This is a genomic window from Paraburkholderia guartelaensis (assembly GCF_004353905.1).
Lineage (GTDB): Bacteria > Pseudomonadota > Gammaproteobacteria > Burkholderiales > Burkholderiaceae > Paraburkholderia > Paraburkholderia guartelaensis.
Genome location: NZ_SMOD01000056.1, coordinates 1 through 22,507, shown reverse-complemented (window position 1 = coordinate 22,507; position 22,507 = coordinate 1). Strand labels below are relative to the sequence as shown.

At 62.8% G+C, this 22,507-nt stretch carries 23 protein-coding genes and 1 pseudogene; 9 read left to right on the top strand and 15 right to left on the bottom strand.

Going from position 1 to position 22,507, the window contains the following annotated elements; all coding sequences use genetic code 11:
* Positions 1 to 11 precede the first annotated feature (11 nt).
* From rfbD to rfbB, 4 genes are read right to left on the bottom strand one after another with little or no spacing between them, the layout of a single operon-like run.
* Positions 12 to 908: a dTDP-4-dehydrorhamnose reductase gene (gene rfbD, locus E1N52_RS38715; protein WP_133189886.1), complete on the bottom strand. Its 897-nt coding sequence runs from the start codon at positions 906 to 908 to the stop codon at positions 12 to 14.
* 7 nt (positions 909 to 915) lie between these two features.
* Complete coding sequence (gene rfbC / locus E1N52_RS38710; RefSeq protein WP_133189884.1) at positions 916 to 1,467, bottom strand: dTDP-4-dehydrorhamnose 3,5-epimerase; 552 nt, start codon at positions 1,465 to 1,467, stop codon at positions 916 to 918.
* A complete protein-coding gene (gene rfbA / locus E1N52_RS38705; RefSeq protein WP_133189882.1) occupies positions 1,452 to 2,345 on the bottom strand; it encodes a glucose-1-phosphate thymidylyltransferase RfbA in 894 nt (297 codons plus the stop codon). Before rfbA ends, rfbC begins: the two co-directional genes overlap by 16 nt.
* Positions 2,346 to 2,356: 11 nt before the next feature.
* A complete protein-coding gene (rfbB, locus tag E1N52_RS38700; RefSeq protein ID WP_133189880.1) occupies positions 2,357 to 3,418 on the bottom strand; it encodes a dTDP-glucose 4,6-dehydratase in 1,062 nt (353 codons plus the stop codon).
* A 417-nt stretch (positions 3,419 to 3,835) separates the two neighbouring features.
* On the opposite strand from rfbB, the gene E1N52_RS38695 reads away from it, so the two are divergent.
* On the top strand, positions 3,836 to 4,687 hold the full coding sequence (locus tag E1N52_RS38695) for a symmetrical bis(5'-nucleosyl)-tetraphosphatase (protein ID WP_133189878.1): 852 nt from the start codon (positions 3,836 to 3,838) through the stop codon (positions 4,685 to 4,687).
* A gap of 21 nt (positions 4,688 to 4,708) precedes the next feature.
* Here the strand turns inward: E1N52_RS38695 and E1N52_RS38690 are convergent, their stop codons facing one another.
* From E1N52_RS38690 to E1N52_RS38650, 9 genes are all read right to left on the bottom strand, one after another.
* On the bottom strand, positions 4,709 to 5,524 hold the full coding sequence (locus E1N52_RS38690) for a 2OG-Fe(II) oxygenase (RefSeq protein WP_133189876.1): 816 nt from the start codon (positions 5,522 to 5,524) through the stop codon (positions 4,709 to 4,711).
* Positions 5,525 to 5,573: 49 nt separating this feature from the next.
* Positions 5,574 to 6,350, bottom strand: a complete 777-nt coding sequence (locus E1N52_RS38685) for a lysophospholipid acyltransferase family protein (protein ID WP_133189874.1) — start codon at positions 6,348 to 6,350, stop codon at positions 5,574 to 5,576.
* 72 nt (positions 6,351 to 6,422) lie between these two features.
* Positions 6,423 to 7,706 (bottom strand): dihydroorotase, encoded by a 1,284-nt coding sequence (locus tag E1N52_RS38680; protein WP_133189872.1) that lies wholly within the window; start codon positions 7,704 to 7,706, stop codon positions 6,423 to 6,425.
* A 26-nt stretch (positions 7,707 to 7,732) separates the two neighbouring features.
* Positions 7,733 to 8,752: an aspartate carbamoyltransferase catalytic subunit gene (locus E1N52_RS38675; protein ID WP_133189870.1), complete on the bottom strand. Its 1,020-nt coding sequence runs from the start codon at positions 8,750 to 8,752 to the stop codon at positions 7,733 to 7,735.
* A gap of 92 nt (positions 8,753 to 8,844) precedes the next feature.
* Positions 8,845 to 9,366, bottom strand: coding sequence for a bifunctional pyr operon transcriptional regulator/uracil phosphoribosyltransferase PyrR (pyrR, locus tag E1N52_RS38670; RefSeq protein WP_133189868.1), 522 nt, complete (start codon positions 9,364 to 9,366; stop codon positions 8,845 to 8,847).
* 19 nt (positions 9,367 to 9,385) lie between these two features.
* Positions 9,386 to 9,820, bottom strand: coding sequence for a Holliday junction resolvase RuvX (gene ruvX / locus E1N52_RS38665; RefSeq protein ID WP_133189866.1), 435 nt, complete (start codon positions 9,818 to 9,820; stop codon positions 9,386 to 9,388).
* Positions 9,817 to 10,395, bottom strand: coding sequence for a YqgE/AlgH family protein (locus E1N52_RS38660; protein WP_133189864.1), 579 nt, complete (start codon positions 10,393 to 10,395; stop codon positions 9,817 to 9,819). The genes ruvX and E1N52_RS38660 overlap by 4 nt, the downstream gene beginning before the upstream one ends.
* Before the next feature lie 233 nt (positions 10,396 to 10,628).
* On the bottom strand, positions 10,629 to 12,134 hold the full coding sequence (locus E1N52_RS38655; protein ID WP_133189862.1) for a hypothetical protein: 1,506 nt from the start codon (positions 12,132 to 12,134) through the stop codon (positions 10,629 to 10,631).
* A gap of 196 nt (positions 12,135 to 12,330) precedes the next feature.
* The gene (locus E1N52_RS38650) at positions 12,331 to 12,501 is read right to left on the bottom strand and encodes a rubredoxin (protein ID WP_008342674.1); all 171 of its coding nucleotides are present in this window, start codon (positions 12,499 to 12,501) and stop codon (positions 12,331 to 12,333) included.
* Positions 12,502 to 12,785: 284 nt separating this feature from the next.
* Here E1N52_RS38650 and E1N52_RS38645 point away from each other — a divergent pair, with 284 nt between their 5' ends.
* A complete protein-coding gene (locus tag E1N52_RS38645; protein WP_133189860.1) occupies positions 12,786 to 13,631 on the top strand; it encodes a hydroxymethylpyrimidine/phosphomethylpyrimidine kinase in 846 nt (281 codons plus the stop codon).
* Positions 13,632 to 13,785: 154 nt separating this feature from the next.
* On the opposite strand, the gene groL is transcribed toward E1N52_RS38645, so the two are convergent.
* Both groL and groES read right to left on the bottom strand, forming a co-directional pair.
* Positions 13,786 to 15,426 carry a chaperonin GroEL gene (groL, locus tag E1N52_RS38640; RefSeq protein ID WP_133189858.1) on the bottom strand — a complete coding sequence of 547 codons (1,641 nt, stop codon included), beginning with the start codon at positions 15,424 to 15,426 and terminating at the stop codon, positions 13,786 to 13,788.
* Positions 15,427 to 15,470: 44 nt separating this feature from the next.
* On the bottom strand, positions 15,471 to 15,761 hold the full coding sequence (groES, locus tag E1N52_RS38635) for a co-chaperone GroES (RefSeq protein ID WP_110857043.1): 291 nt from the start codon (positions 15,759 to 15,761) through the stop codon (positions 15,471 to 15,473).
* Between the two features lie 891 nt (positions 15,762 to 16,652).
* Between groES and E1N52_RS44400 the strand changes: the two genes are divergently transcribed.
* From E1N52_RS44400 to E1N52_RS38605, 7 genes and pseudogenes are all read left to right on the top strand, one after another.
* Positions 16,653 to 17,510 carry a hypothetical protein gene (locus E1N52_RS44400; protein ID WP_165979548.1) on the top strand — a complete coding sequence of 286 codons (858 nt, stop codon included), beginning with the start codon at positions 16,653 to 16,655 and terminating at the stop codon, positions 17,508 to 17,510.
* Between the two features lie 60 nt (positions 17,511 to 17,570).
* Positions 17,571 to 18,659, top strand: a complete 1,089-nt coding sequence (locus tag E1N52_RS38625) for a TAXI family TRAP transporter solute-binding subunit (RefSeq protein WP_133189856.1) — start codon at positions 17,571 to 17,573, stop codon at positions 18,657 to 18,659.
* A 406-nt stretch (positions 18,660 to 19,065) separates the two neighbouring features.
* Positions 19,066 to 19,215, top strand: a complete 150-nt coding sequence (locus E1N52_RS44395; RefSeq protein ID WP_165979547.1) for a hypothetical protein — start codon at positions 19,066 to 19,068, stop codon at positions 19,213 to 19,215.
* A complete protein-coding gene (locus E1N52_RS38620) occupies positions 19,212 to 19,637 on the top strand; it encodes a GtrA family protein (RefSeq protein ID WP_133189854.1) in 426 nt (141 codons plus the stop codon). The genes E1N52_RS44395 and E1N52_RS38620 overlap by 4 nt, the downstream gene beginning before the upstream one ends.
* A 150-nt stretch (positions 19,638 to 19,787) precedes the next feature.
* Positions 19,788 to 21,218: a UbiA family prenyltransferase gene (locus E1N52_RS38615; protein ID WP_133189852.1), complete on the top strand. Its 1,431-nt coding sequence runs from the start codon at positions 19,788 to 19,790 to the stop codon at positions 21,216 to 21,218.
* 370 nt (positions 21,219 to 21,588) lie between these two features.
* Entirely contained in the window at positions 21,589 to 22,257 is a 669-nt protein-coding gene (locus tag E1N52_RS38610; protein ID WP_133189850.1) for a hypothetical protein, read from the top strand.
* 77 nt (positions 22,258 to 22,334) lie between these two features.
* Positions 22,335 to 22,507, top strand: a pseudogene (locus E1N52_RS38605) (IS5/IS1182 family transposase); the annotation flags it as partial.

Below are 22,507 nucleotides of genomic sequence, written 5' to 3'. Positions count from 1 at the left end.
AATTGAGTCGGTCAACGTGCCGCCATACACAAACGCAATGCCTCCCGCCATTCCGGCGCCCGTACACCGAACACCTGCGCAAGCTTGTCGTTCGAGAGTTGGGAGTTGCCGGGGCGTTTGGCCGGCGTCGGATACGCAGACGCCGGAATCGCCATGACAGTGGGCTTCTTCGGCAAGCCCGACGCCTCGAAGATAGCCTCGGCGAAGCCGTGCCAGGAGGTCGTGCCGTCGGCCGTAAGGTGATAGACGCCAGAATGCCGCGCCCACCATTCGGCTCCATCTGGAGCGGCAGTCAACTGCGCCAGCACGTTCGCGGTCACCGCCGCTATCGTGCTCGACCAGGTCGGTGAGCCGATCTGGTCCGCTACGACACTCAGTTCATCGCGTTCAGCGCCAAGGCGCAGCATCGTCAGCAGAAAATTCTTGCCTCGCGTGCCATACACCCAGCTCGTGCGGAAGATGAGATGCGCGCAGCCCGACGCCGCAACCGCCTGCTCGCCCGCAAGCTTGCTCTTCCCATACACGTTCTGCGGGTTGGCCTCATCCGTTTCGACGTACGCACCATCCTTCGTGCCGTCAAAAACATAGTCGGTCGAGTAATGCACGAGGCCCGCACCGAGCTGTTTTGCTGCTTCGGCGAGCACGGCGGGCGCGTGGGCGTTCAGGCGCATCGCTGCGTCCGGTTCGCTCTCGGCTTTGTCAACCGCCGTATGTGCGGCCGGATTCACGATGAGTTGCGGCTTCACTTCCAGCACGACACGCCGCACTGCGTCCAGATCGGACAGGTCGAGCATGTTGCGATCGGCCGCGACGACTCGACCCAGCCCCTGCAGGCTGCGCGCCAGTTCGAATCCGACCTGGCCGTTCACGCCGGTGAGCAGAATGGTGGGGTGTTTGCGTAGCGCCATCGCACCCTCACGCAAACACTTCGGCTTCGGCAAGCCGCTTGCCCGCCGCATCCTTCGCCGCCAGCAGCGGTTCGAAGTCGACCGGCCATTCGATGCCGATATCAGCGTCATTCCACACGATGCTGCGCTCGTGCTCGGGGAACCAGTAGTCGGTCGTCTTGTAGAGGAACTGCGCGGACTCCGACAGCACGACGAAGCCGTGCGCAAAGCCAGGCGGCACCCACAACTGACGATGATTCTCAGCCGAGAGGTGCACACCCACCCACTTGCCGAAATTCGGCGAGCTGCGGCGTATGTCGACGGCCACGTCGAACACTTCACCTTCCACCACGCGCACGAGCTTGCCCTGCGCATGCTGGATCTGATAGTGCAAGCCGCGCAACACGCCCTTCGCGGAACGCGAATGGTTGTCCTGGACGAACACGACGCCAGGTTCGACCAGCTCTTCGAACTCGCGGCCGTTGAAGCTCTCGTAAAAGTAGCCGCGCGCATCGCCGAAGACTTTCGGCTCGATGATCTTGACTTCCGGGAGTGCCGTTGCGGTTACCGTGATGGCCATGCGACCTGATCCATAAGAATGTTCAGCAAATATTTTCCGTAGCCGTTCTTGGCGAGCGGCTTGGCCAGCGCCTGAAGTTGCTCCGCGTCGATCCACGACTGGCGATACGCGATTTCCTCAGGACATGCGACCACCAGCCCCTGACGCTTTTGCAGCGTCGCAATGAACGTCGCCGCTTCAATAAGCGAGTCGTGCGTGCCCGTATCGAGCCACGCATAGCCGCGGCCCATGATCTCTACATTCAGCGCGCCATCGCTCAAGTAGCGCGAATTGACGTCGGTAATTTCCAGTTCGCCACGCGCGGACGGTTTGATGTCCGCCGCGATGTCGCACACGCGGTTGTCGTAGAAGTACAGGCCCGTGACTGCGTAATTCGAACGCGGCTGTGCGGGCTTCTCTTCGATCGACAGCGCGCGAAAGCCCTTGTCGAACTCGACCACACCATAGCGCTCCGGATCGTGCACGTGGTACGCGAACACCGTCGCGCCCGACTCCTGGGAGCTGGCACGTTCCAGCTGCTTGGCGAGATCGTGGCCGTAGAAAATATTGTCACCAAGAATGAGCGCCGACGGATCGTTGCCCACGAATTCCTTGCCGATGATGAACGCCTGCGCGAGACCATCCGGCGATGGCTGCACCGCGTACTGGATGTTCATGCCCCACTGGTTGCCATCTCCAAGCATCGACTCGAAACGTGGCGTGTCCTGCGGCGTCGAGATGATGAGCACGTCGCGAATACCCGCAATCATCAGCGTCGAGAGCGGGTAGTAGATCATCGGCTTGTCGTACACCGGCAGCAGCTGCTTCGACACGGCATGCGTGATCGGATAGAGCCGGGTGCCGGAACCGCCGGCGAGAATAATGCCTTTGCGCGCCATATCGACCGCCTTTACGCGCGCTGCGCGTAGTTCGTTTCGACCCACTTGCGATAGTCGCCCGAAGCAACTTCGTCAGCCCACGCCTGGTTGTCGAGATACCAGCGCACCGTCTTCGCAAGACCGGTTTCGAAGGTTTCTGCGGGCTTCCAGCCGAGCTCGCGTTCGAGCTTGCGGGCGTCGATCGCGTAGCGGCGGTCATGGCCGGGCCGATCGGTCACATAGGTGATCTGGTCGCGATACGAACCGGTCGCCTTCGGACGCAATTCGTCGAGCAGGTCGCACAGCGTGTGCACGACTTCGAGATTCTTCTTCTCGTTCCAGCCGCCGACGTTATACGTTTCGCCGCTCTTGCCGCGCGCGAGCACTTCGCGAATCGCGCTGCAATGGTCGCCCACGTACAGCCAGTCGCGCACGTTCTGGCCGTCGCCGTACACGGGTAGCGGCTTGCCGGCGAGCGCATTGGCGATCATCAGCGGAATGAGCTTTTCGGGGAACTGGTACGGGCCGTAGTTATTCGAGCAATTCGTGGTGAGCGTCGGCAGGCCATACGTGTGGTGGTACGCGCGCACGAGATGGTCCGAGCCGGCCTTGGTCGCCGAGTACGGGCTGTTGGGCGCATACGGCGTAGTTTCCGAGAATTGTGGATCGGTTGCGGAGAGCGAGCCGAATACCTCGTCGGTGGACACGTGCAGGAAGCGGAATGCGGCCTTTTCGGGGTCAGGCAGACCGGTCCAGTACTGGCGAGCCGCTTCGAGCAGCGTAAAAGTGCCGACGACATTCGTCTGAACAAAATCGGCGGGACCATGAATCGAGCGGTCAACATGGCTTTCTGCCGCGAAATGCAGCACCGCACGCGGCTTGTGCTCAGCGAAGAGCGCGTCGAGCGCCGCGCGGTCGCAGATATCCACGCGCGCAAACACGTGCTTCGGATTGCCTTGCAGCGACTGCAATGTTCCAAGATTGCCCGCGTAGGTCAGCTTGTCTACGTTCAGAACGGCTTCATCCGATTGACGCAGCCAGTCAAGCACAAAGTTGGCGCCGATAAAGCCGGCACCGCCCGTCACGAGAATCATGGAACTCCTTTATAGCTCTGTTTGATAGCAACTCTGGCCTAGCGCCCCCGGACGCAGAGTGCTCGAAAGAATGCTGTAAAAATGGCTGTTTGGCGAGCAAATGCCCGTCTTTTAACCACTTTGCATACTCTGGCTCTGATTTTATGCCCGACAATTATAAGGCCAGCGAGAGCGAAAACCATACCGCTAACATCTTGAAACAGCTTGACAAATTCCGATTCGACACCGTCACAGGCATGCGCCTCCGGCTAATGCTTGCGCCTGTCGCGCGATAACGACAAATCGGCCGCATCTCCGATGGTCACTTCGGCCGCATCAATGACTCGCGTCACCTACTCTTCACACCACGCGGCAAAACTATTCCTGTGATACCGTCATTGTCTCTTCCCGCGCCGTACTGCAACTGATTCCGATTTAATGACCAAGCATGCGCCCGTTACAGCCCCCCTCGCCTTCGGCGATCTCCAGGGCTGCCTCACACCGTTTCGCGAGCTGCTCGCCAAGGCTGCGCCCTCTGCCCATACGCCGCTGTGGTTTGCGGGCGACCTGATCAATCGCGGACCCGAATCGCTCGAGACACTGCGCGAAGTGATCGCGCTCGGCGAGCGCGGCGTTGCCGTGCTGGGCAATCACGACCTGCATCTGCTTTCGGTGTCGGCGGGAATCCGCAAGTCGAAAAAGGGCGACACCATCGACGACATCCTGAACGCACCCGACGCCGATGACCTGTTGCACTGGGTGCGCCACCGTCCAGTCGCGCACTACGAGAGCGGCATGCTGATGGTGCACGCGGGCGTGCTGCCGCAATGGGATGTCGATCTCACGATGGAGCTCGCGCACGAACTCGAAAAGGCCTTGCGGCGTGACAACTGGAAGGAGACGCTCGCGGGCCTCTATGGCAACGAACCGAACCGTTGGTCGAAGGACCTGAAGGGTATCGATCGACTGCGCGTGACGTGCAGCGCACTCACGCGCATGCGCTTTTGCGATCGAGACGGCACGATGGACTTCACCACGAGCGGCGGCCTCGATTCGGCGCCGCCGGGTTTTATGCCGTGGTTCGATGTTCCCGGGCGCAAGACCGCCGACATCACGGTCGTGTTCGGCCATTGGGCGGCGCTCGGCCTCACCCTGCGCAAGAACGTGGTTGGGCTCGATTCGGGCTGCGTTTGGGGCGAACAGCTTTCAGCGGTGCACCTCCACGCAGATCCGTCCCAGCGCCTCCTCACTCAGGTGCCGTGCGAGAGCTGCCGCGCGACAAGCGGCTGAACGCCACGCAGCCGCGCCATCTCAGCGCTTCTTGTTGTACACGTGCGTGGTGCTCTTCACCCCTTTGGGAAAGACGCGGCGTACGAGTCCGCGCGCCGCGGCGTCGGCCTGAAGCACGACGTCGCGTACAGGCTCGTCGGGTCGCCCCCGAAACGAGGTCGGGTGAAAGTATTCGGCGTCGCCCACCGGGTGATCCGAAAAGTAGTAGTTCGATACGCAGCAGCGCTGCTCCGTGCTCGCGTTCTTCGACACCGAATGCCACGAGTGCTGGTTGGTCACCATCACGGCGAGGCGGTTGAAGCGGCTCACGATCGTCGTGGGTTCGGCTTTCGTGCCCTTCGGCCAGACTTCCAGGTTGCCGCCCTTCTCCAGCGACCAGTCCGGCGAAACGTAATAGAGCAGATTCAGCACGCGGTAACGTTCGCGGTCCTTGTCGTGCGAATTGTCGAGATGCGGGTTGAGGAAATGGCCCGGCCCCATCATCGAGATGCCGCCGGCATAGAGATGCTCGTCCGGATAGAGCGAGCGCAGGCCGGTAATCTCCTTGATGAGCTCGACCACACGCGGCATTTGGAACGCAAAAATGATCTCTTCGAGCAGGGGCGCGTGCGCGTCCATCTGCGCGGACACGTATTTAAGCTCGCGCAAACTCTTGCGCAGCATCATCTTCGACGTGTCGGGGAAGGCCGCGCGGATTGCACGTGCAACGTCCTCCGGAAGTACGTCGTCGATATGGAAGTGGTTGACGGGCGCCGTCTGTGTCCATTGTTCGCGCAATCGCGCGCGCTCTGCTTCGAGGCGCTCCGCAATATGCGCGCCGAGTTCCGTGCGATCCATGATGACTGTCCTGCTTTCGATGTTTTATTTTCGATAACGCGTCGATGCGTCACGATACCTGAACGGCCCCGGGTCCTTGCATATGCTCCGGTTCCGCCCGCATCGTCTCCAACGCCTGCCCCACCGCTTCCTGCGCCCGCGCCGCCAGCTTGCGCCGGTCATCCCCCGCTTCGATCGCCTCACCAACATAAACGTGAGCCGTCAGCGGCCCGGACTTAAGCATCGCGTCGAGCGAATCTTTCAGCGAAAGGTCGTCGATATACGCCGGCGCCACCGACTGCCGCCCCTGTGCATCCTCATACAAAATGCACAGCGGCTGTACGGGCCTCCCTGCCGATACCGCCGCCTGGAACATGTTCGAGTGAAACGGCTTGAGCGCGAGGCCATCCGAGGTCGTGCCTTCGGGAAACACGCACATCAGCTCGCCGCGCTCGAGCCGCGCCGCCAGCTCATGCATGATGCGCTTCGCGTCACTGCGCTTCTCGCGCTCGACGAACACCGTGTCGAGGTTCTGCGCGAACCAGCCAATGAGGGGCCAGTTGCGGATCTCGGCCTTCGAAACGAACGGCGTGGGACGCCACGCGTTGATCACATAGATATCGATCCACGAAATGTGGTTGCTCACGACGAGCGCGCCCGCGTCGAGCCGCGCTGCGTCGTTGTGCACGACGAGCTTCAGGCCGCACAGCTCGAGCATCTTAAGGGACCAGGCGCGGTTCATGGCGTGGCGCTGATCGGCGCTCGCACGCGGAAAGCGCATCGCGACGGTCAAGGCGCCGCGCAGCAGATGCGCGAGCAGCCGGGTCTTGCGAATGAAAAGGCTCATGTTTGACGATAGGCTGAATCGCGAAATCCTAGCAGACCTGCATGACACAAATCTGTCATGCGCGATCGCAACTCAATCGAACCCGCGCTCGAAGGCCACACGGCCCGCTACGAGCGTCGCCCGCACCACGGCGGGCAGTTCGTAACCGAGGAACGGCGTGTTGTGTCCCTGACTCCTGAGCGCGCGCGGCTCGACGCGCCAGTGCGCATGGGGATCGAACACGCAGAGGTCCGCGCTCGCGCCCACGGCGAGCCGCCCCGCGTCACGCTGCATCACGGCTGCCGGCGCCGCCGTCACATGGGCGAGTGCCTTCGCGAGCGGCACGCGCGCTTCCTGCGCCCATTTCACGGTCAGCGAGAGGAATAGCTCGAGGCCCGTCGCGCCCGGCGTCGCTTCGGCGAAGGGCAAGAGCTTCTCGTCGTCGTCCACTGGCGTGTGTTGCGAGCAGATCGCGTCGATCGTGCCGTCGGCGAGACCCGCGCGAATCGCCTCGCGATCGCGCTGCTGGCGCAGCGGCGGGTCGAGCCGGAACTGCGCATCGAAATAGCCGATGTCCATGTCGATCAGATGCAGATGGTTCGCCGTCACGTCGCAGGTCACGGGCAGGCCTTCGGCCTTCGCGGCGCGCATGAGCGCCACGCCCGCCGCAGACGAAAGATGCTGCACGTGCACGCGCGCACCCGTCACGCGCATCAGTTCGAAGAGCGTGTGCAGCGCGATCGTCTCTGCGCTCACCGGCACGCCGGAGAGGCCGAGGCGCGAAGCCAGCGCGCCGCTCGCGGCCACGCCGCCCTTCGAGAGATACGCGTCCTGCGGCCGCAGCCACACGGCGTAGCCATAGGTGCTCGCATACTGCAGGGCGCGCAGCAGGACCTGGGTATCGGCGACCGGCGTGTCGGCCTGCGTGAAGCCGATGCAGCCCGCCTCGGTCAGCGACACCATCTCGGTGATCACCTGCCCTTTCAGGCCCACGGTGAGCGCGCCCAGCGGATGCACATGCGCACGCGCGAGCTTGCCCGCACGATGCTTGAGCATCTCGACCAAGCCGGCCTCATCGAGCACGGGATCGGTGTCCGGCGGGCACACGAGGGTCGTCACGCCGCCCGCGAGTGCCGCGTTCATCTCCGAGTCGAGCGTGGCCTTGTGCTCGTAGCCCGGCTCGCGCAGGCGCGCGCTCAGGTCGACGAGACCCGGCGCGACCACGAGGCCGCGCGCATCGAGCGTGCGGTCCGCCTGGAAGCCCGCGGGCGCCGCGCCAAGCGCGGCGATCTTGCCCGCTTCGATGTACACGTCCTGCTGCTGTTCCGTCCTGGCCGCTGGATCGATCAGCGTGCCGCCTTGAATATGGATCTTCATCTGCTGCCCTTGTCGTTCTCGCCGCTTCAATCGTTGTTACCGGCGACGATGCCCATCACAGCCATGCGCACCGCAATGCCGAAGCTCACCTGGTTGAGGATCACCGACTGCGGACCGTCGGCGACCTGCGAGTCAATCTCGACGCCGCGATTCATCGGCCCCGGATGCATGACGATCGCGTCGGGCGCGGCGAGCGCGAGGCGCTCGGGCGTCAAGCCCCAGCTCTTGAAGTACTCCTGCGCGGAAGGCAGCAGCGCCCCGCTCATGCGCTCGTTCTGCAGACGCAGCATGATGATCACGTCGACGTCTTTCAGGCCTTCATCGAGGTTATGAAACACGCGCACGCCCATCTGCTCGAGGCCGCCGGGCAGCAACGTACGCGGGCCGATGGCGCGTACCTCGGGCACGCCGAGCGTGGTGAGTGCGTGGATGTCCGAGCGCGCCACACGCGAGTGCAGGATGTCGCCCACGATCGCCACGCGCAGGTTCGTGAAGTCGCGCTTGTAGTGGCGGATCGTGTACATGTCGAGCAGGCCTTGCGTCGGGTGCGCGTGGCGGCCGTCGCCGGCGTTGATCACGTGCACGTGCGGCGCGCAATGCTCGGCGATCAGGTACGGCGCGCCGCTCGACGCGTGGCGCACGACGAACATGTCGGCGTGCATCGCCGACAGGTTGCCGATGGTGTCGAGCAGCGACTCGCCCTTGCTCGTCGATGAAGCGTTGATGTTCAGGTTGAGCACATCGGCCGAAAGACGCGTGGCCGCAATCTCGAACGTCGTGCGCGTGCGCGTGGAGTTCTCGAAGAACAGGTTGAACACCGACTTGCCGCGCAGCAGCGGCACCTTCTTCACGTCGCGGTCGGTCACGCTCACGAACTGCGTGGCGGTGTCGAGTACATGCGTGAGGATCGCGCGCGACAACCCCTCGATCGACAGCAGGTGTTTAAGCTCGCCATTCTTCGTGAGCTGCGGATTGCCCTTGAGGAAGCCGTAGCGAAAACGCTTGTCGTCCGCTGTGGACGCGGCGGGCGTGGGCTGTGTGTTCATCGCGTGAATCCTGGATGTGATAGGCGGCGTGTGGACGGCGTGAATGCCTGTGGGACCGCCGTCGCTGCCGCCGAATGTGTTCGATGCGCGCGTCAGCTACCGCTGCCCTGCTCGACTTCAAAGGCGAAGCGGCCGTCGGGGTTGTGCGCAAGTACGAGCGTTTCGTGTGCACCGACGCTCACTGCGCCGCCGGTGAAACGCGCGGACACCGGCAACTCGCGCCCGCCGCGCTCGGCGAGCACCGCGAGTTCGACGGAGGCCGGCCGCCCGTAGTCATAGAGTTCGTTGAGCGCAGCGCGCACGGTGCGGCCCGTGTACAGCACGTCGTCGACAAGCAGGATGTGGCGGCCTTCCACCGCGAACGGCAGCGCCGTTGGGCTCGCTTTGCTGTGCAGGCCCTTTTTCGCGTAGTCGTCGCGATGCAGTGCAACGTTGAGCACGCCCCACTCGAGCGCACCGACGTCCTGCGCGAGCCGCTCGGCGATCCACGCGCCGCCGCTATGAATGCCGACGATCGCCACGCCGCCGGGCGCGCCAAACGCATCGGCGTGATACGCCGCGCGAATCTCGTCGAGAAGGGCGAAGTACAGCGCTTCAGCGTCGGGAATGATCATCGGGCAACTCGCGGGCTAGTCAGAGCGGGAGTTCGTCGAGGTACTGCTGGAGAATCACGGAGGCCGCTTCGGCGTCGACATGCTCGACGCGTTCGCCACGCTCGCGCAGCCGTGCTTCGGCATCGACGGACGAATAGCGTTCGTCCACCCACACCACCCGCAGACCGAAGCGGCCGTTGAGCTGGTTGCCGAAGCGCTTCGCGTGCTGCGTCATGATGTGTGGCGTGCCATCCGGATGGCACGGCAAGCCGACCACGAGCACATCAGGCTGCCATTCACGCAGCAACTCGCCTATCGCTTCGAAACGGTAGTCGCGACTCTTGTTGGGAATGACGGTGAGCGCCCGGGCGCTGCGCGTGAGGGCATTGCCGAGCGCCACGCCGATGCGCTTTTCGCCGTAATCGAACGCAAGCAAGGTGGCCTCGCCGGCCCCTCGCCCAGCGGCCACGCTCATGCGTGACCCGCCTCGCCCGACAGCATCGTCGAGGAAATGCCGAGCAGCGCGAGCGCGGCTTCGAAGCGCTCTTCGGCGGGCACGTCGAATACGATCTTCGGATCGGCCTCGACCGTGAGCCAGCCGTTCTTCGAGATTTCGTCTTCGAGCTGACCTGCGCCCCAGCCTGCGTGGCCGAGCGTGAGCAGGAAGCGCTCGGGGCCGCTGCCGTTGGCAACGGCTTCGAGCACATCCTTCGACGTGGTCATCTCGAGGCCGCCCGGCACCGACATCGAAGACGTATAGCTCGTGCCCTCGGCGGGCGCGTGCAGCACGAAGCCCCTCTCGGTCTGCACCGGGCCGCCGAAATAAACGGGCACGTGCAGGAGCGGCTCGATTTCGAGCTTCAGGTCGATGCGGGAAAAGAGTGCCTCGAGATCGATGTCGGTGGGCCGATTGATGACGAGACCGAGCGCGCCGCGCTCCGAATGATCGCAAAGGTAGACCACCGTTCCTGAAAACGTGGGGTCCGCCATGTTCGGCATGGCGATCAGGAACTGGTTGGTCAGATTGATGCGATCGTTACTCTTGGACATGGTTTGAATTCTAGCAAAGACGATGCGCAATGGCGGCACGCTGCCAGGCCGGAGGTCGGGCGCCCGATGGCTGCCTCGCACTTTGCCAGCCGCTACGCGTCGCGCATTGCAGGGAATGGCTCACTCTAACACGCGCATGCTGTGCCCTTGCAAGGCAATGGACCGACGGCGCAAGGCCGATGCCCGGCGCCTGGGCGGCCTCGCGCACGCCGCTGATCCGCCCGCCCGTCCATTCAGTGCGCGGTTGTTTGCGCTGCGGTTTGCGCCACGCCGCTGACGATCGCCGCCGCAAGCCCGCGCACCGCGGGCGTGGCGTCGGGCTGCGCGATGCCCGCCGCGACCTTGTGCAGCATGGCGCGAAGCGCCTCGCTGGCGTGCTCGATCGCCTCGGCGCCGGGCGGCTGAACCGACGGCGCGCCCTTCGCCTCGAGCGTCGCGAGCGTTGCCGCGTGCGCGGTGCGCCGCCAGGCGAGGCCCAGCGCATCCGCGAGCTGGCCGACGTGACCGAGCCCGAGCGCCCAGGCCGCAGCGCCGATGCGGTACGCCGCCTCGGCCGCGACCAGCGCGTCGGCGGGCTCTGCGGCCCCGCCCGCACCGCGCATCGTCAGCGTGCGCGAGTGCGTGCCGAGCGCGATCATCGCCGCATCGGCAGTCTGCAGAAAATCTTCATACGCGTTGCCATTCACGACCAGCGCGCCCAGCTCGCGCGTGGGCGCCACGCGCGCTGCGAGCGCGCCGGCCTGCGCGCTGCCGGCTTCCCACAGCGCTTCCGAGGCCTGCGTGCCGGCGATGTGCCATTCCACGGTCAAGCCATAGTCATGCAGCAGATCGACGTCGGCGGTGTCTTCGGCTGCGGCCCCGAAGAGCGCGTAGTCGCGCCATAGCAACGCCAGCGTCGAGCGCACGAGCGTTTGCGGCGCGAAGCGCAGGCCGTGCGCGTGTTCGCCGATCAGCAGATTGCAGCGCGCGTAAAGGCGCCGCACACCCTCGTCGCCCCACGAGGCCACGCCGCGCCGTAGCGCGCGTGCGCATGCGGCAGCAAGCCGCCAGAAGTCGTAGGGGTCGGGACTCGATAGCTCGGCCATGCAGGCGTCCATCTCGTCGAACGCCGCGAGCCCGAGCGCGCTGGCCGCACGGCTGCCGTTGCCGACATGCGATTTCAACGCATGCAAAAGCGCCTGCTCGAAGCGCGCGCGCACCTGGCCAAAGCGCTGCGCCGGCTGCGGATGCAGCGTGGCGGGCGCGAGCGGCCTGCCCTGCAGCGCCACATCCTCGTAGGCGAGCGCGATGCCCGGCACATGCTCCGCCAGTGCAGCCACGAGCGCATGTTGCCGCGCGAAAAGCGCGGGCGAGCACGCCAGCTCGCGCAGATTGCGGCGTTCGAGCGCGGCGACGAGTTCCTTGAGCGCCTGGCTGAACAAGACGCGGAATTCAGCGCCCTGCGCTTCCTCGGGCGCATGGAGCGGCCGCGCGGGCAAGCCCGGCGGCGGCTCCACGGGCACCGGCGCGGCAAGCGCGAGCGGGGAAGCGAGGAGCAGCGTGTCGGCAAAGCGCGAGGCGGCAAGCCAGCCGGCGTCGTGCAGCGTGCGGGCGGCCTGGCGCAGCGGACGGGCAACGTCACGCTGCTCTTCGAGCGCGGCAAGCGCCTGGGCGAGCGCGCCGTGCGCGAACGGCACCGTGCCGCCGCGCGGATTCGGCAACGCTTCGAACCGCACATCAGAGCTTGTAGGATGACTCATAGGGCAGCGCCGAAAACATTAGCGGGCCGACCAGGCGGGCGATCTCGACAATAGCGTCGACGCTGACGTCGACAACCGCGACGGCAAGCGCAAATACGGTGCCCGCCGTTGCGACACCGCACTCCACACCCGCCACACTTCTGGAATCTGCAGCCAGACTGCGCGCCGGCTATCGCCAGCTATCTGAGCAACGCGCTCAGATCTGGACCATCTCGAAGTCTTCCTTGCGCGCGCCGCACTCAGGGCAGGTCCAGTTGATCGGGACATCCTCCCAGCGCGTGCCGGGGGCAATGCCTTCGTCTGGCAAACCGGCTTCTTCGTCGTAAATCCAGCCGCAGATCAGGCACATCCAGCTTCTATATTCCATTCTTATGCCGCGTCGAAAAGTCCGAAACCAGTCGGGGAAAAATTCAGGGGAACGAGAGCCATGATGGTACCTTGTTGCCGTTTCCATGCCTAGCAAGAGGAAAACTGGCCTGCACGGGATCAAACGGAGCGCGTTGCCGCGAGCAGCTCGCGCAGCGCGGAAAAATCCTCGCGCGCGCCGGGGTCATCCGTCCCCCGGATTCATCGATAGGCCGCATAATTGAAGCATTCTCTTATGACGGCACGGTACGCCGCACCCGAAGTCCAATCCATCTCGCCACGTTCATGCCCAGCGACACCCCTCCCATTGTCCTCGCCTTCGGCCTTTCCGACCCGACCGGCGGCGGCGGACTTCAAGCCGACCTGCTCACGCTCGCCAGCATGGGCTGCCACGGCGTCACCGCGCTGACCGGCTACACGGTGCGCGACTCTGCGGGCTGCGACGAAGTGACCGGGCTCGATCCGGAAACCGTCGCCACCCAGGCGCGCATGCTGCTCGAAGACATGCCCATCGCGGCATTCAAGGTCGGCGCGGGCGCGCGCGCCGAGGTCGTGAGCGCGATCGCCGAAGTGGTCGCCGACTACGACGACGTGCCGCTCATCCTCGCCCCCGACTTCACGCTCGACGACGAACATGTGCTCGCCGCCGACGAACTGCGTGAAGCGATGGCCGACCTGCTCGTGCCGCAAACCACGCTGCTCGTGGCTGACTCCGCCACGCTGATCGCGCTCGCACAGCCGGACGGCGACGCAGAGGCGCCCAGCGTCGACGCCGCCATCGCACACCTGCTCGCCACCGGTTGCGAGTTCATCCTGGCGATGGAAACGGGCACGCATCGCGTGGTCAACACGCTCTATTGCGAAGACGGCCAGTTGCGCCAGGATCTGTGGGACCGCTCAACGCAGCCGATGATGGGCGTGACGGACACGCTCGGCGCCGCTATTGCTGCACTGCTTGCCAATGGCCAGGAGCCACCAGAGGCCGTGCGCGAGGCGCAGGAATATGTGTATCAGGCCGTGCAGAACGCGTTCAGGCCGGGCATGGGCGCGTGGCTGCCCGACCGGTTCTTCTGGGCTCGCAGCAACGACACGGACGCGGACGAAGCCTCGCCCGGCGAAGCGAAAGAATAAGACTGCTGCTTGGCCTTCTGCGCGGAGGCCAGCCGCGCGAACCGCATAGACGAAAAAAAACCCGCATCGCTGCGGGTTTTTTCTTTTCGGGCTAGGGCAACACCCCTCGCGGGGTGCTGCCTGCACGTCGATGTAATTTCGGCAAAAGCCTACATTACATGTCCATGCCCATGCCGCCCATGCCGCCGGGCATGCCGCCAGGCATCGGAGCATCTTCCTTCGGCACTTCAGCAACAGCTGCGTCCGTCGTCAGGAGCAGGCCAGCAACCGAAGCTGCGTTTTGCAGTGCGGTGCGCGTGACCTTCGTCGGGTCGACCACGCCGGCTTCGACCATGTCGACGTACTCGCCGGTCGCTGCGTTGTAGCCGTAGTTGCCTTGACCAGCAGCAACTGCTGCCACGACGACCGAAGCTTCTTCGCCGCCGTTCGTGACGATCTGGCGCAGCGGCTCTTCCATTGCGCGCAGGACGATCTTGATACCGGCGTCCTGGTCTGCGTTGGCGCCCTTCACGTTGGCGATCGCCGTACGTGCACGGATCAGCGCAACGCCGCCGCCCGGGACGATGCCTTCTTCAACGGCAGCGCGGGTTGCGTGCAGCGCGTCTTCCACGCGTGCCTTCTTTTCCTTCATTTCGACTTCGGTCGCAGCGCCAACCTTGATCACTGCCACGCCGCCTGCCAGCTTGGCAACGCGCTCTTGCAGCTTCTCACGGTCGTAGTCCGACGTCGCTTCTTCGATCTGCGTGCGGATTTGCTTCACGCGCGCTTCGATGTTCACGGCTTCGCCAGCGCCGTCGATGATCGTCGTGTTTTCCTTGCCCACTTCGATGCGCTTCGCTTGACCCAGTTCGGCCAGCGTTGCCTTTTCGAGCGTGAGGCCGGTTTCTTCAGCGATGACTTGACCACCGGTCAGGATCGCGATGTCTTCCAGCATGGCCTTGCGGCGGTCGCCGAAGCCCGGAGCCTTGACGGCGACGGTCTTCAGGATGCCACGGATGTTGTTGACGACCAGCGTTGCCAGAGCTTCGCCTTCGACGTCTTCAGCGATGATCAGCAGCGGACGGCCAGCCTTCGCGACTTGTTCCAGAACCGGCAGCAGATCACGGATGTTCGAGATCTTCTTGTCGAACAGCAGGACGAACGGGCTTTCCAGCACGGCGACTTGCTTGTCCGGGTTGTTGATGAAGTACGGCGAGAGGTAGCCGCGGTCGAATTGCATACCTTCGACGACTTCCAGCTCGTCTTGCAGCGACTTGCCGTCTTCGACGGTGATGACGCCTTCCTTGCCGACCTTGTCCATCGCTTCAGCGATACGGTCGCCGATCGACGTATCGCTGTTTGCCGAGATCGAGCCGACTTGAGCGATTTCCTTGTTGGTCGTGCAGGGCTTGCTGACCTTGCGCAGCTCTTCGATTGCTGCTGCGACGGCCTTGTCGATGCCGCGCTTCAGGTCCATCGGGTTCATGCCCGATGCGACGTACTTCATGCCTTCGCGGACGATCGACTGGGCCAGAACCGTAGCCGTCGTCGTGCCGTCACCGGCGTTGTCGCTGGTCTTGGAAGCAACTTCCTTGACCATTTGCGCGCCCATGTTCTGGAGCTTGTCCTTCAGCTCGATTTCCTTTGCGACCGAGACACCGTCCTTGGTGACCGTCGGGCCGCCGAACGAGCGCTCGAGGACCACGTTGCGGCCCTTCGGACCCAGCGTGACCTTCACTGCGTTGGCGAGAATGTTCACGCCTTCAACCATCTTGGAACGGGCGGAATCGCCGAACACGACGTCTTTAGCTGCCATCTTCTAACTCCTTGGATTCTTGAATAGTGAGCGGTGGAATGAACTTACTTGTTCACCACGGCCATGATGTCTTCTTCGCGCATCACGAGCAGTTCGTTGCCATCGACCTTGACGGTCTGGCCAGCGTACTTGCCGAACAGGACGCGATCGCCGACCTTCACGTCGAGCGCGATCTGGGCGCCCTTGTCGTCGCGCTTGCCCGGGCCGACGGCCAGGACTTCGCCTTGATCCGGCTTTTCTGCGGCTGCGTCCGGGATCACGATGCCCGAAGCGGTCTTGGTTTCTTGATCCAGGCGCTTGACGATCACGCGATCATGCAAAGGACGAAGGTTCATGGATGTTCCTCTGTTGATTGGGACTTGAAGAGACTCAAGAAAACCTGGCTGCCGGTAACCGCCAGCCAGAGATGTTGATAGCACCAGAGTTGTTAGCACTCTCATGCGGTGAGTGCTAATTATATCGACGGGCAGTGACAAATTCAAGAAGGGGCGGAATGGGGAATTTCCGTTGAGATTGATTCAACCCCGGAGGCACTTTTGCTAGCTCAAGTTAGAACTAGTGGATGTTGGGCTTGAGTGCCACATCGAAATATTATTCAATGAAAACAACGCGATAGATCGCCACAATACCTGACTCGACAAGAAACCGCATGACTCTGGAAGCAACGGCATTCGGCAAGCGGGCCCCGGCCTGCCGAGTCATCCGGGACGCTTCTCGGGGAAATCCCCAATCTTGCTATGATCTGGCGCCATTTATCCGCACAACCGGTTTGTTGGCGGACCACAAACCGGCAAATCGTGACGGGCAGTCCCCCGCGCCAGATGACTTAAGTCCAGTCGACCCGCGGCAAGCGCATATGTGCGGTAGGCAACACCGGCAATCAGCGTATGAACGGAGAATCACTCATATGATCTTTCGAGCGGCTGCGCCCGGTCAGGCACCGCCGCTCTCCTGCGCATGCAGATCGTGGGTTCCGCGAGGCCTCGCCGATCGCTTCAACGACGATCCTGAATGCCGAAATGGCGTCGCCATGACGGTGGAACGACAGCATGTTCGCTCAGATGACTCGTAAGCAGAGTTTCCCCACACCGTGCAAGTTCTGTGGCGGGGCGCTCTATCAATACGCCGATTCCTGCCCTTACTGCGGCAAGGATCGCCCGCTCGACACGGCTGCGCACGCGCGCCCGAAAGCCACCTTAAGAGTCATCGGTTCCGCGGCAGCACCTATGCCTGCCGTTGCAAAGGTGTCACTTGCCGGCGCGGCCGCATCCAATCGCCCGCCGGTGCACGCGGACTATTTGCACCACTATCAACTCGAAGAACACCGCCCGTTCTGGCGCACCGTCAAAGGGCGCTTCGTGAAGGGCGTTTTGCTCGCCTGGCTCATTGTCGCAATCGCATACGCCGCGTTTCTGCTGTACGGCGAAAGGCGCGGCCAGGAAAGAGAAGTACGCGTCACGCGCGCGAGTCCTGCGGAGAAAAGCTTGCTAAACGGGAATGCCGCACTTCCACGTGGCGCGAACAATCAGGAAGCGCGCGAGATGCAGCGCGACAGCGCACCAGCGGCGCAACGCCGCGATGATGCGTTGCAAAGCGCGGACCGATGTGCCTCGCAACGTGCCTGGGATTGCGTGCGAGAACAGGCATCGGAGGCGCTCGCGATTGATCCGGGCAGCCTGCGCGCGCGATCGCTGATGGAGCGCGCCATCCTGGCGACGGGCTGGTCGCCACTCCGTACGCCGAACGGCGCCGCGCAGGCGGACGCGGCCGCACCGCCGCCGCGCGACGCAAGCAGCGTTCCGCTGCCGTCGTCGCGGGATTGGGGCGCAGCCACACCAGCCGCACCGAACGCCCCGGCCCCATTCGCGTCAACGCCCCCGCTGCCGAGCGCGACCAGCACGTCAGCTAACGGACATCCAACGGACGTCGAAGGTGCCGAGAGCGTTACGGCGGCTGCTGCGAATCAATCCGCTGCCGCCGACGCCACCGTCCCGGGCAGCAACGACGACGGCGTCGATACCCAGGAGCGCGCGATTCGCCAACTTGGGTGGAAGGACGCCCCATCCTCCGAAGGCACGCATTGAAAACGATTACAGATTAAATCGAAGTCTGCCGTACAACGTATCCAAGGCGGGAGAGAGACCATGCTGAAAACGATGCTCGCGGGGATGGCAGCGCTGACTACCCTGCTCCTTTCGACACTCGCGCTCGCTGCCGCGGCAGGCGCGAACTACAAGATCGTGACCGGCCAGGAGCGCGGCACATACATCCAGATCGGCCAGGACCTGGCGAAATGGGTCGCGCAGCCGGCGGGCATCGATCTCGAAGTGATCCCGTCGAAAGGCTCGGCCGAAAACGTGCAGCGCATGCGTTTCGAGCGCGGCGTGAAGCTCGCGCTTGTGCAGTCCGACGTCTACCAGGCCTACGTCGACATGGCCAATTCCGGCAACGAAGAGGCCGGCACGCTGATACGACCGCTGCGGCTCATCATGCCGCTCTATGACGAAGAAATTTACTTCGTCGTACGTAACGACTCGCCGATGAAGACGATCAACGAGATCAAGGACAAGGTGATCAGCGTGGGCCTGATCGGCAGCGGCACCGCGCAGTCGGCGACGACGCTGTACCGACTCATGTTCGGCCAGCCGATTCCCGAGCAGAACGCACAACACCTGAGCAACGAGGACGCACTAGCCGCGCTCATCGTCAAGAAGATCGATGTGGCCATCATCGTCGCCGGGCAACCCGCCAAGCTCTTTACCGACATGAATCCCGAGCTGCTGCAGCAAATCCGCTTCCTGCGCGTCGATCCGAACGCGCCGGAGACGGCGCGCGCAAAGCAGACCTACTACCCCGCGACGATCCACGTGTCGAGCTACCCGAACTGGCTCAAGGAAGACGTGCCGACGTGGACGGTCAAGGCGTTTCTCGTCACCTATGACTACAACCTGCGCGATACGGTCGGCAAACTAAAGCGTTTTGCCGACTCGCTCTGCGCGAACTTCGACAACCTGCAGGAGCACGGCCACCCGAAGTGGAAGCAGGTGAAGCTCGAACTGCCGGCCCTCGGCAAAGGCTGGCAATACTATCCGCCCGTTGAGCAACGTCTGAAGGCTTGTTTCGCGCATCGCGCCCCGATGCAGGCGGCCGCGCCGCCGCGCGCCGTCGCCACAGAACAAGTCAATGCACGGGCGTGCTCGGACCAGGAGCGCCTGCTGCTGCTTTGCAAGTAATTTGACACGGAATGGACATCTTCCACTCGGCCGCGGACCGCGCACATCGAACCACGCGACGACCGCCGCAGGCGCAATCGCGATCGTCTGCCTCCCGACAAATGGCAGGCTTGTTCCGCCACGTAACGCAGCTCCACTCACGGATGCGATAGAAATACAGCGCGCTGACCACGAAATCGCCGCGCATTTCGCTCGTCTCGCGGCTTACGTCGCCACGCATGGCTTTTCCTGAATACGCATCCTGTTCGAATGTCGCGCCACTCTTATTCAAGACGCTGCCGACAAGGATGAGCGCGCGCAAGAAGACGAGCTTTGTGCTCTGGCGAACGGTGGTTCCGGGGCCCTTTGCCTAACATGCGTCAACCGCCATCCCTTTGTCCGGCGAGCACACGTCACCAACGTCTCGATGCCTGCTTTCTGGGGCCATTACGACCGCTTCATCGCGATGGACTGGAAAGGCGGCGTCGTGCTTGGTAAGGCGAGCGGCTCCCGGGCCGAGCACACGCTGGTCATCCGCGCGCTGCCCTGTGCGGCCTTCAAGAGGAGTACGCTATGAGCAGCACCGTTGCTAGCATGTCACTCAGCCGCACTCGGCTCGTGTTCTGGTACGCGACGTTCGCCGCCATGTCTATCGGCGCCAATCTGGGCAGTCAAAGCCTCGCTTTTCACCTGTACCAAGGCCCGTTTTCGGTACCACTTTCGGTGTGCGTGGGCACAGGTGTTGGGCTTGTCGTCAAATATCTGCTCGATAAGGCCTGGATATTCCGCTACGAACACCAAAGTGTTGCGCACGGCGTGCGCACATTCTCGCTGTACGTTGCCATGGGGCTCGGCACCACGCTCCTTTTCTGGTCCGTGGAATTCACCGCGAACGCACTCTTTCATGGCGAAGCCGGACGGCTTGCCGGTGGCGCAGTCGGTCTGGTGATCGGTTACGTTACGAAATACCAACTGGACAAACGCTTCGTCTTTTCTTGAAAACGCGTGCGTTTCAACACAGAGGCCGCACGCCGCCGTAGCTACGATTCTCTCCCGGATTGCGGACCGCGTACCTCCCGCCAGCGTCGCGCTCCGACCAACACGTCAGCAACCGATTCACCTGCTCTTGTGCCGGCACGGAGAATGAACATGGCCACGCCCATAGCCCAATCTGTCCCGCTGTGCGTGGACCTGGACGGAACGCTCACGCGCACCGACCTGTTGCTTGAAGCCTTCTTCGTGCTCATCAAGCAGAGTCCACTGTCGATCTTCCTGTGCTTCGTCTGGACACTGCGGGGGCGTGCCTACCTGAAGGAGCAGATCGCGAAGCGCGTGAACATCGACGTAGGCGTCCTGCCCTACAACACCGAACTGCTCGCATGGCTGCGCGACGAGCATGCAAACGGGCGAGAGCTGTATCTGTGCACGGCCACTAACCAGCGCCTCGCCACCCAGATCGCCACACATATTGGTCTCTTTACCGGTGTGCTCGCGAGCACGGTCAGCAACAACCTGCTCGGCAAAAACAAGGCGCGAGCGCTCGTTGAGCAGTTCGGCGACCATGGCTTCGACTACTGCGGCGATGCGCGTGCAGACTTGCCCGTCTGGCGCCAGGCACGTCAGGCGATCGTGGTCGGCGACAAGCACATTGCCGCCGCGGCCCGCAAGACAAATGCTGCGATCATCTTTTTCGAGGAAAAGCGCCGGCTGATTCCGCTCGTGCTCAAGGAAATGCGCGTGCATCAGTGGGTGAAAAACGTCCTGATCTTCGTGCCTCTTCTCACCGCACACCAATTCACGGACCGTTCCGCACTCGCTGCCGCCTGTATCGCTTTTTTGTCGTTCAGCCTGGCCGCTTCGTCGGTGTACCTGCTTAACGACATGCTCGACCTTGACGCCGACAGGCGGCACGCGCGCAAGCGCAGCCGACCATTCGCGTCGGGCAAGCTGTCGTTGAAATTCGGCATCGTGCTCACTGCAGGGCTGCTCGCCGCCGGGGGCGGTCTCGCAATACTGCTGCCGCGCGAGTTCGGCGTCGTAATGGCCGCCTATTTCGTGACCACCGTTGCCTACTCGTTCGCGCTCAAGCGCATGACACTTGTCGATGTGTTCACGCTTGCGTGCCTGTACACCGTGCGTGTGATTGCCGGCGGCGCGGCAACCGGCATCCCGCTGTCGTACTGGCTAATCTTGTTCTGTGTGCCGATTTTCCTCTCGCTTGCAATGGTCAAGCGTTATGTCGAACTCGACATGATCGTGCGCGAAGGCAAGACTGAAGCCGCCGGCCGCGGCTACATCACGCAGGACATCTCGATCTTGCGCTCGTTCGGCACGGCTTCCGCGTACCTCGCCGTGCTCGTGCTCGCACTTTATCTGAACACGCCGGAAATGAAGGCCCTGTATCACCACCCGAAAGCATTGTGGGCCACATTTGCACTCACGCTCTTCTGGGTGAGCCGGATCTGGATGTGCGCGTTTCGCGGCATGATGCACGACGACCCGATCGTATTTGCGTTCAAGGATCGTGCGAGCCTCGCCGTGATTGCACTTTCCGGCCTGAGCATGCTGCTCGCTATCTGATATCGCGCCAGCGACGAGAAGCGGGGCGCGGTGCACTTCCCGTTATGGCGGCAGGCCCAGGAGCCAATGCCCTCGGGCCGACTGAGCGCATCGATGAAGCATTCCGACGTGTTCCGCTACGACACACAACACACCAGCAAGTCGATACGCATCTTCGCATTGGCGCGGGTCGGCGACGTACGGTGGCGTACAGACCCACGCACCACCATGCCCTACGGTTGTCCTTTCAATCCAGTAAGGTGCGCGTGCGGTCTTTCCAGACAACCTGTGGACAGTGTTTGCGTCTTCGCTATTCGAGCGAAGCCACACTGCGGCCCTTCACGCTTTACCGCCGAATTTTTGACAGTCACTGATCGAGATGGGGACGTAATTGAAGCTAGAGACGACGAGCGTTAACGACGACAGGGCATGGCTACTATGGAGTTTATCTGCGGCCGTTTGCTTCTTACTGGTTCTCGCGTTCAGCAGTAAAACCGGCTCATTTTTCTGGGACTACCACGTCTACGAGAAAGGTTTGAACTGCTATTCTTCTGGACCGAACCCCTACGCTTGCGCGGCAGGCGACTTTCCTTTTGTGTATCCGCCCGTCTTCCTCAAGGTATTTTCGGCCATCGATTTCCCGATCTCCTTTGCCCTCCTGGTTCTGGCCTCGGCAGTCGGAATTGTTTGCGTTTGCATCAATCTCAGATCGTTCATTCCATACCATCGCCTGGCTCCCTGCTTGATTCTTGGTTTCCTGATTGGGGGCTCTGGCTTTGCTTCGATCCAAACAGGCAACATAAGCGTCTTCGCGCACCTGCTGCTCGTGTCACTGTCATACTTTCTCTACAAACACCGGTCGTTCTACACGCTGACGCCGCATGCCATCGCGATCATATTTTTCGCGGCCATAAAACCCTACTTTCTTGCCTACGCCCTGCTGTATCTCATTCTGCCCCGACGCAGCTTGTTCGCATTCGTCGCGGTGCTGATATCAGTCGCCGGCATCTACATAGTCGGCCTTGAACAATCCGCGAAGGCTTATGCGGCAAGGCTCTGAGGCCGAATTGGTGTTGTGGGAATTGCAGGGACCAGGCATATTGACGCTTGAATCCTGCAAATCCTGACGAGGTGCGGATGGGTCCGAAGACGCCTGTGACAGAAGGAGATTTCTTCCGGCAGCCGCTGCGTGAGCAGATCAATCTGAAACATCCGCTGGTGCGGCTGGCTGAACTGATCAACTGGGATCGGCTGGGCGTGGCAATGAGCGAGAGCTTCGTGTCGCGCAAGGGACGGCCGGCAACATCACC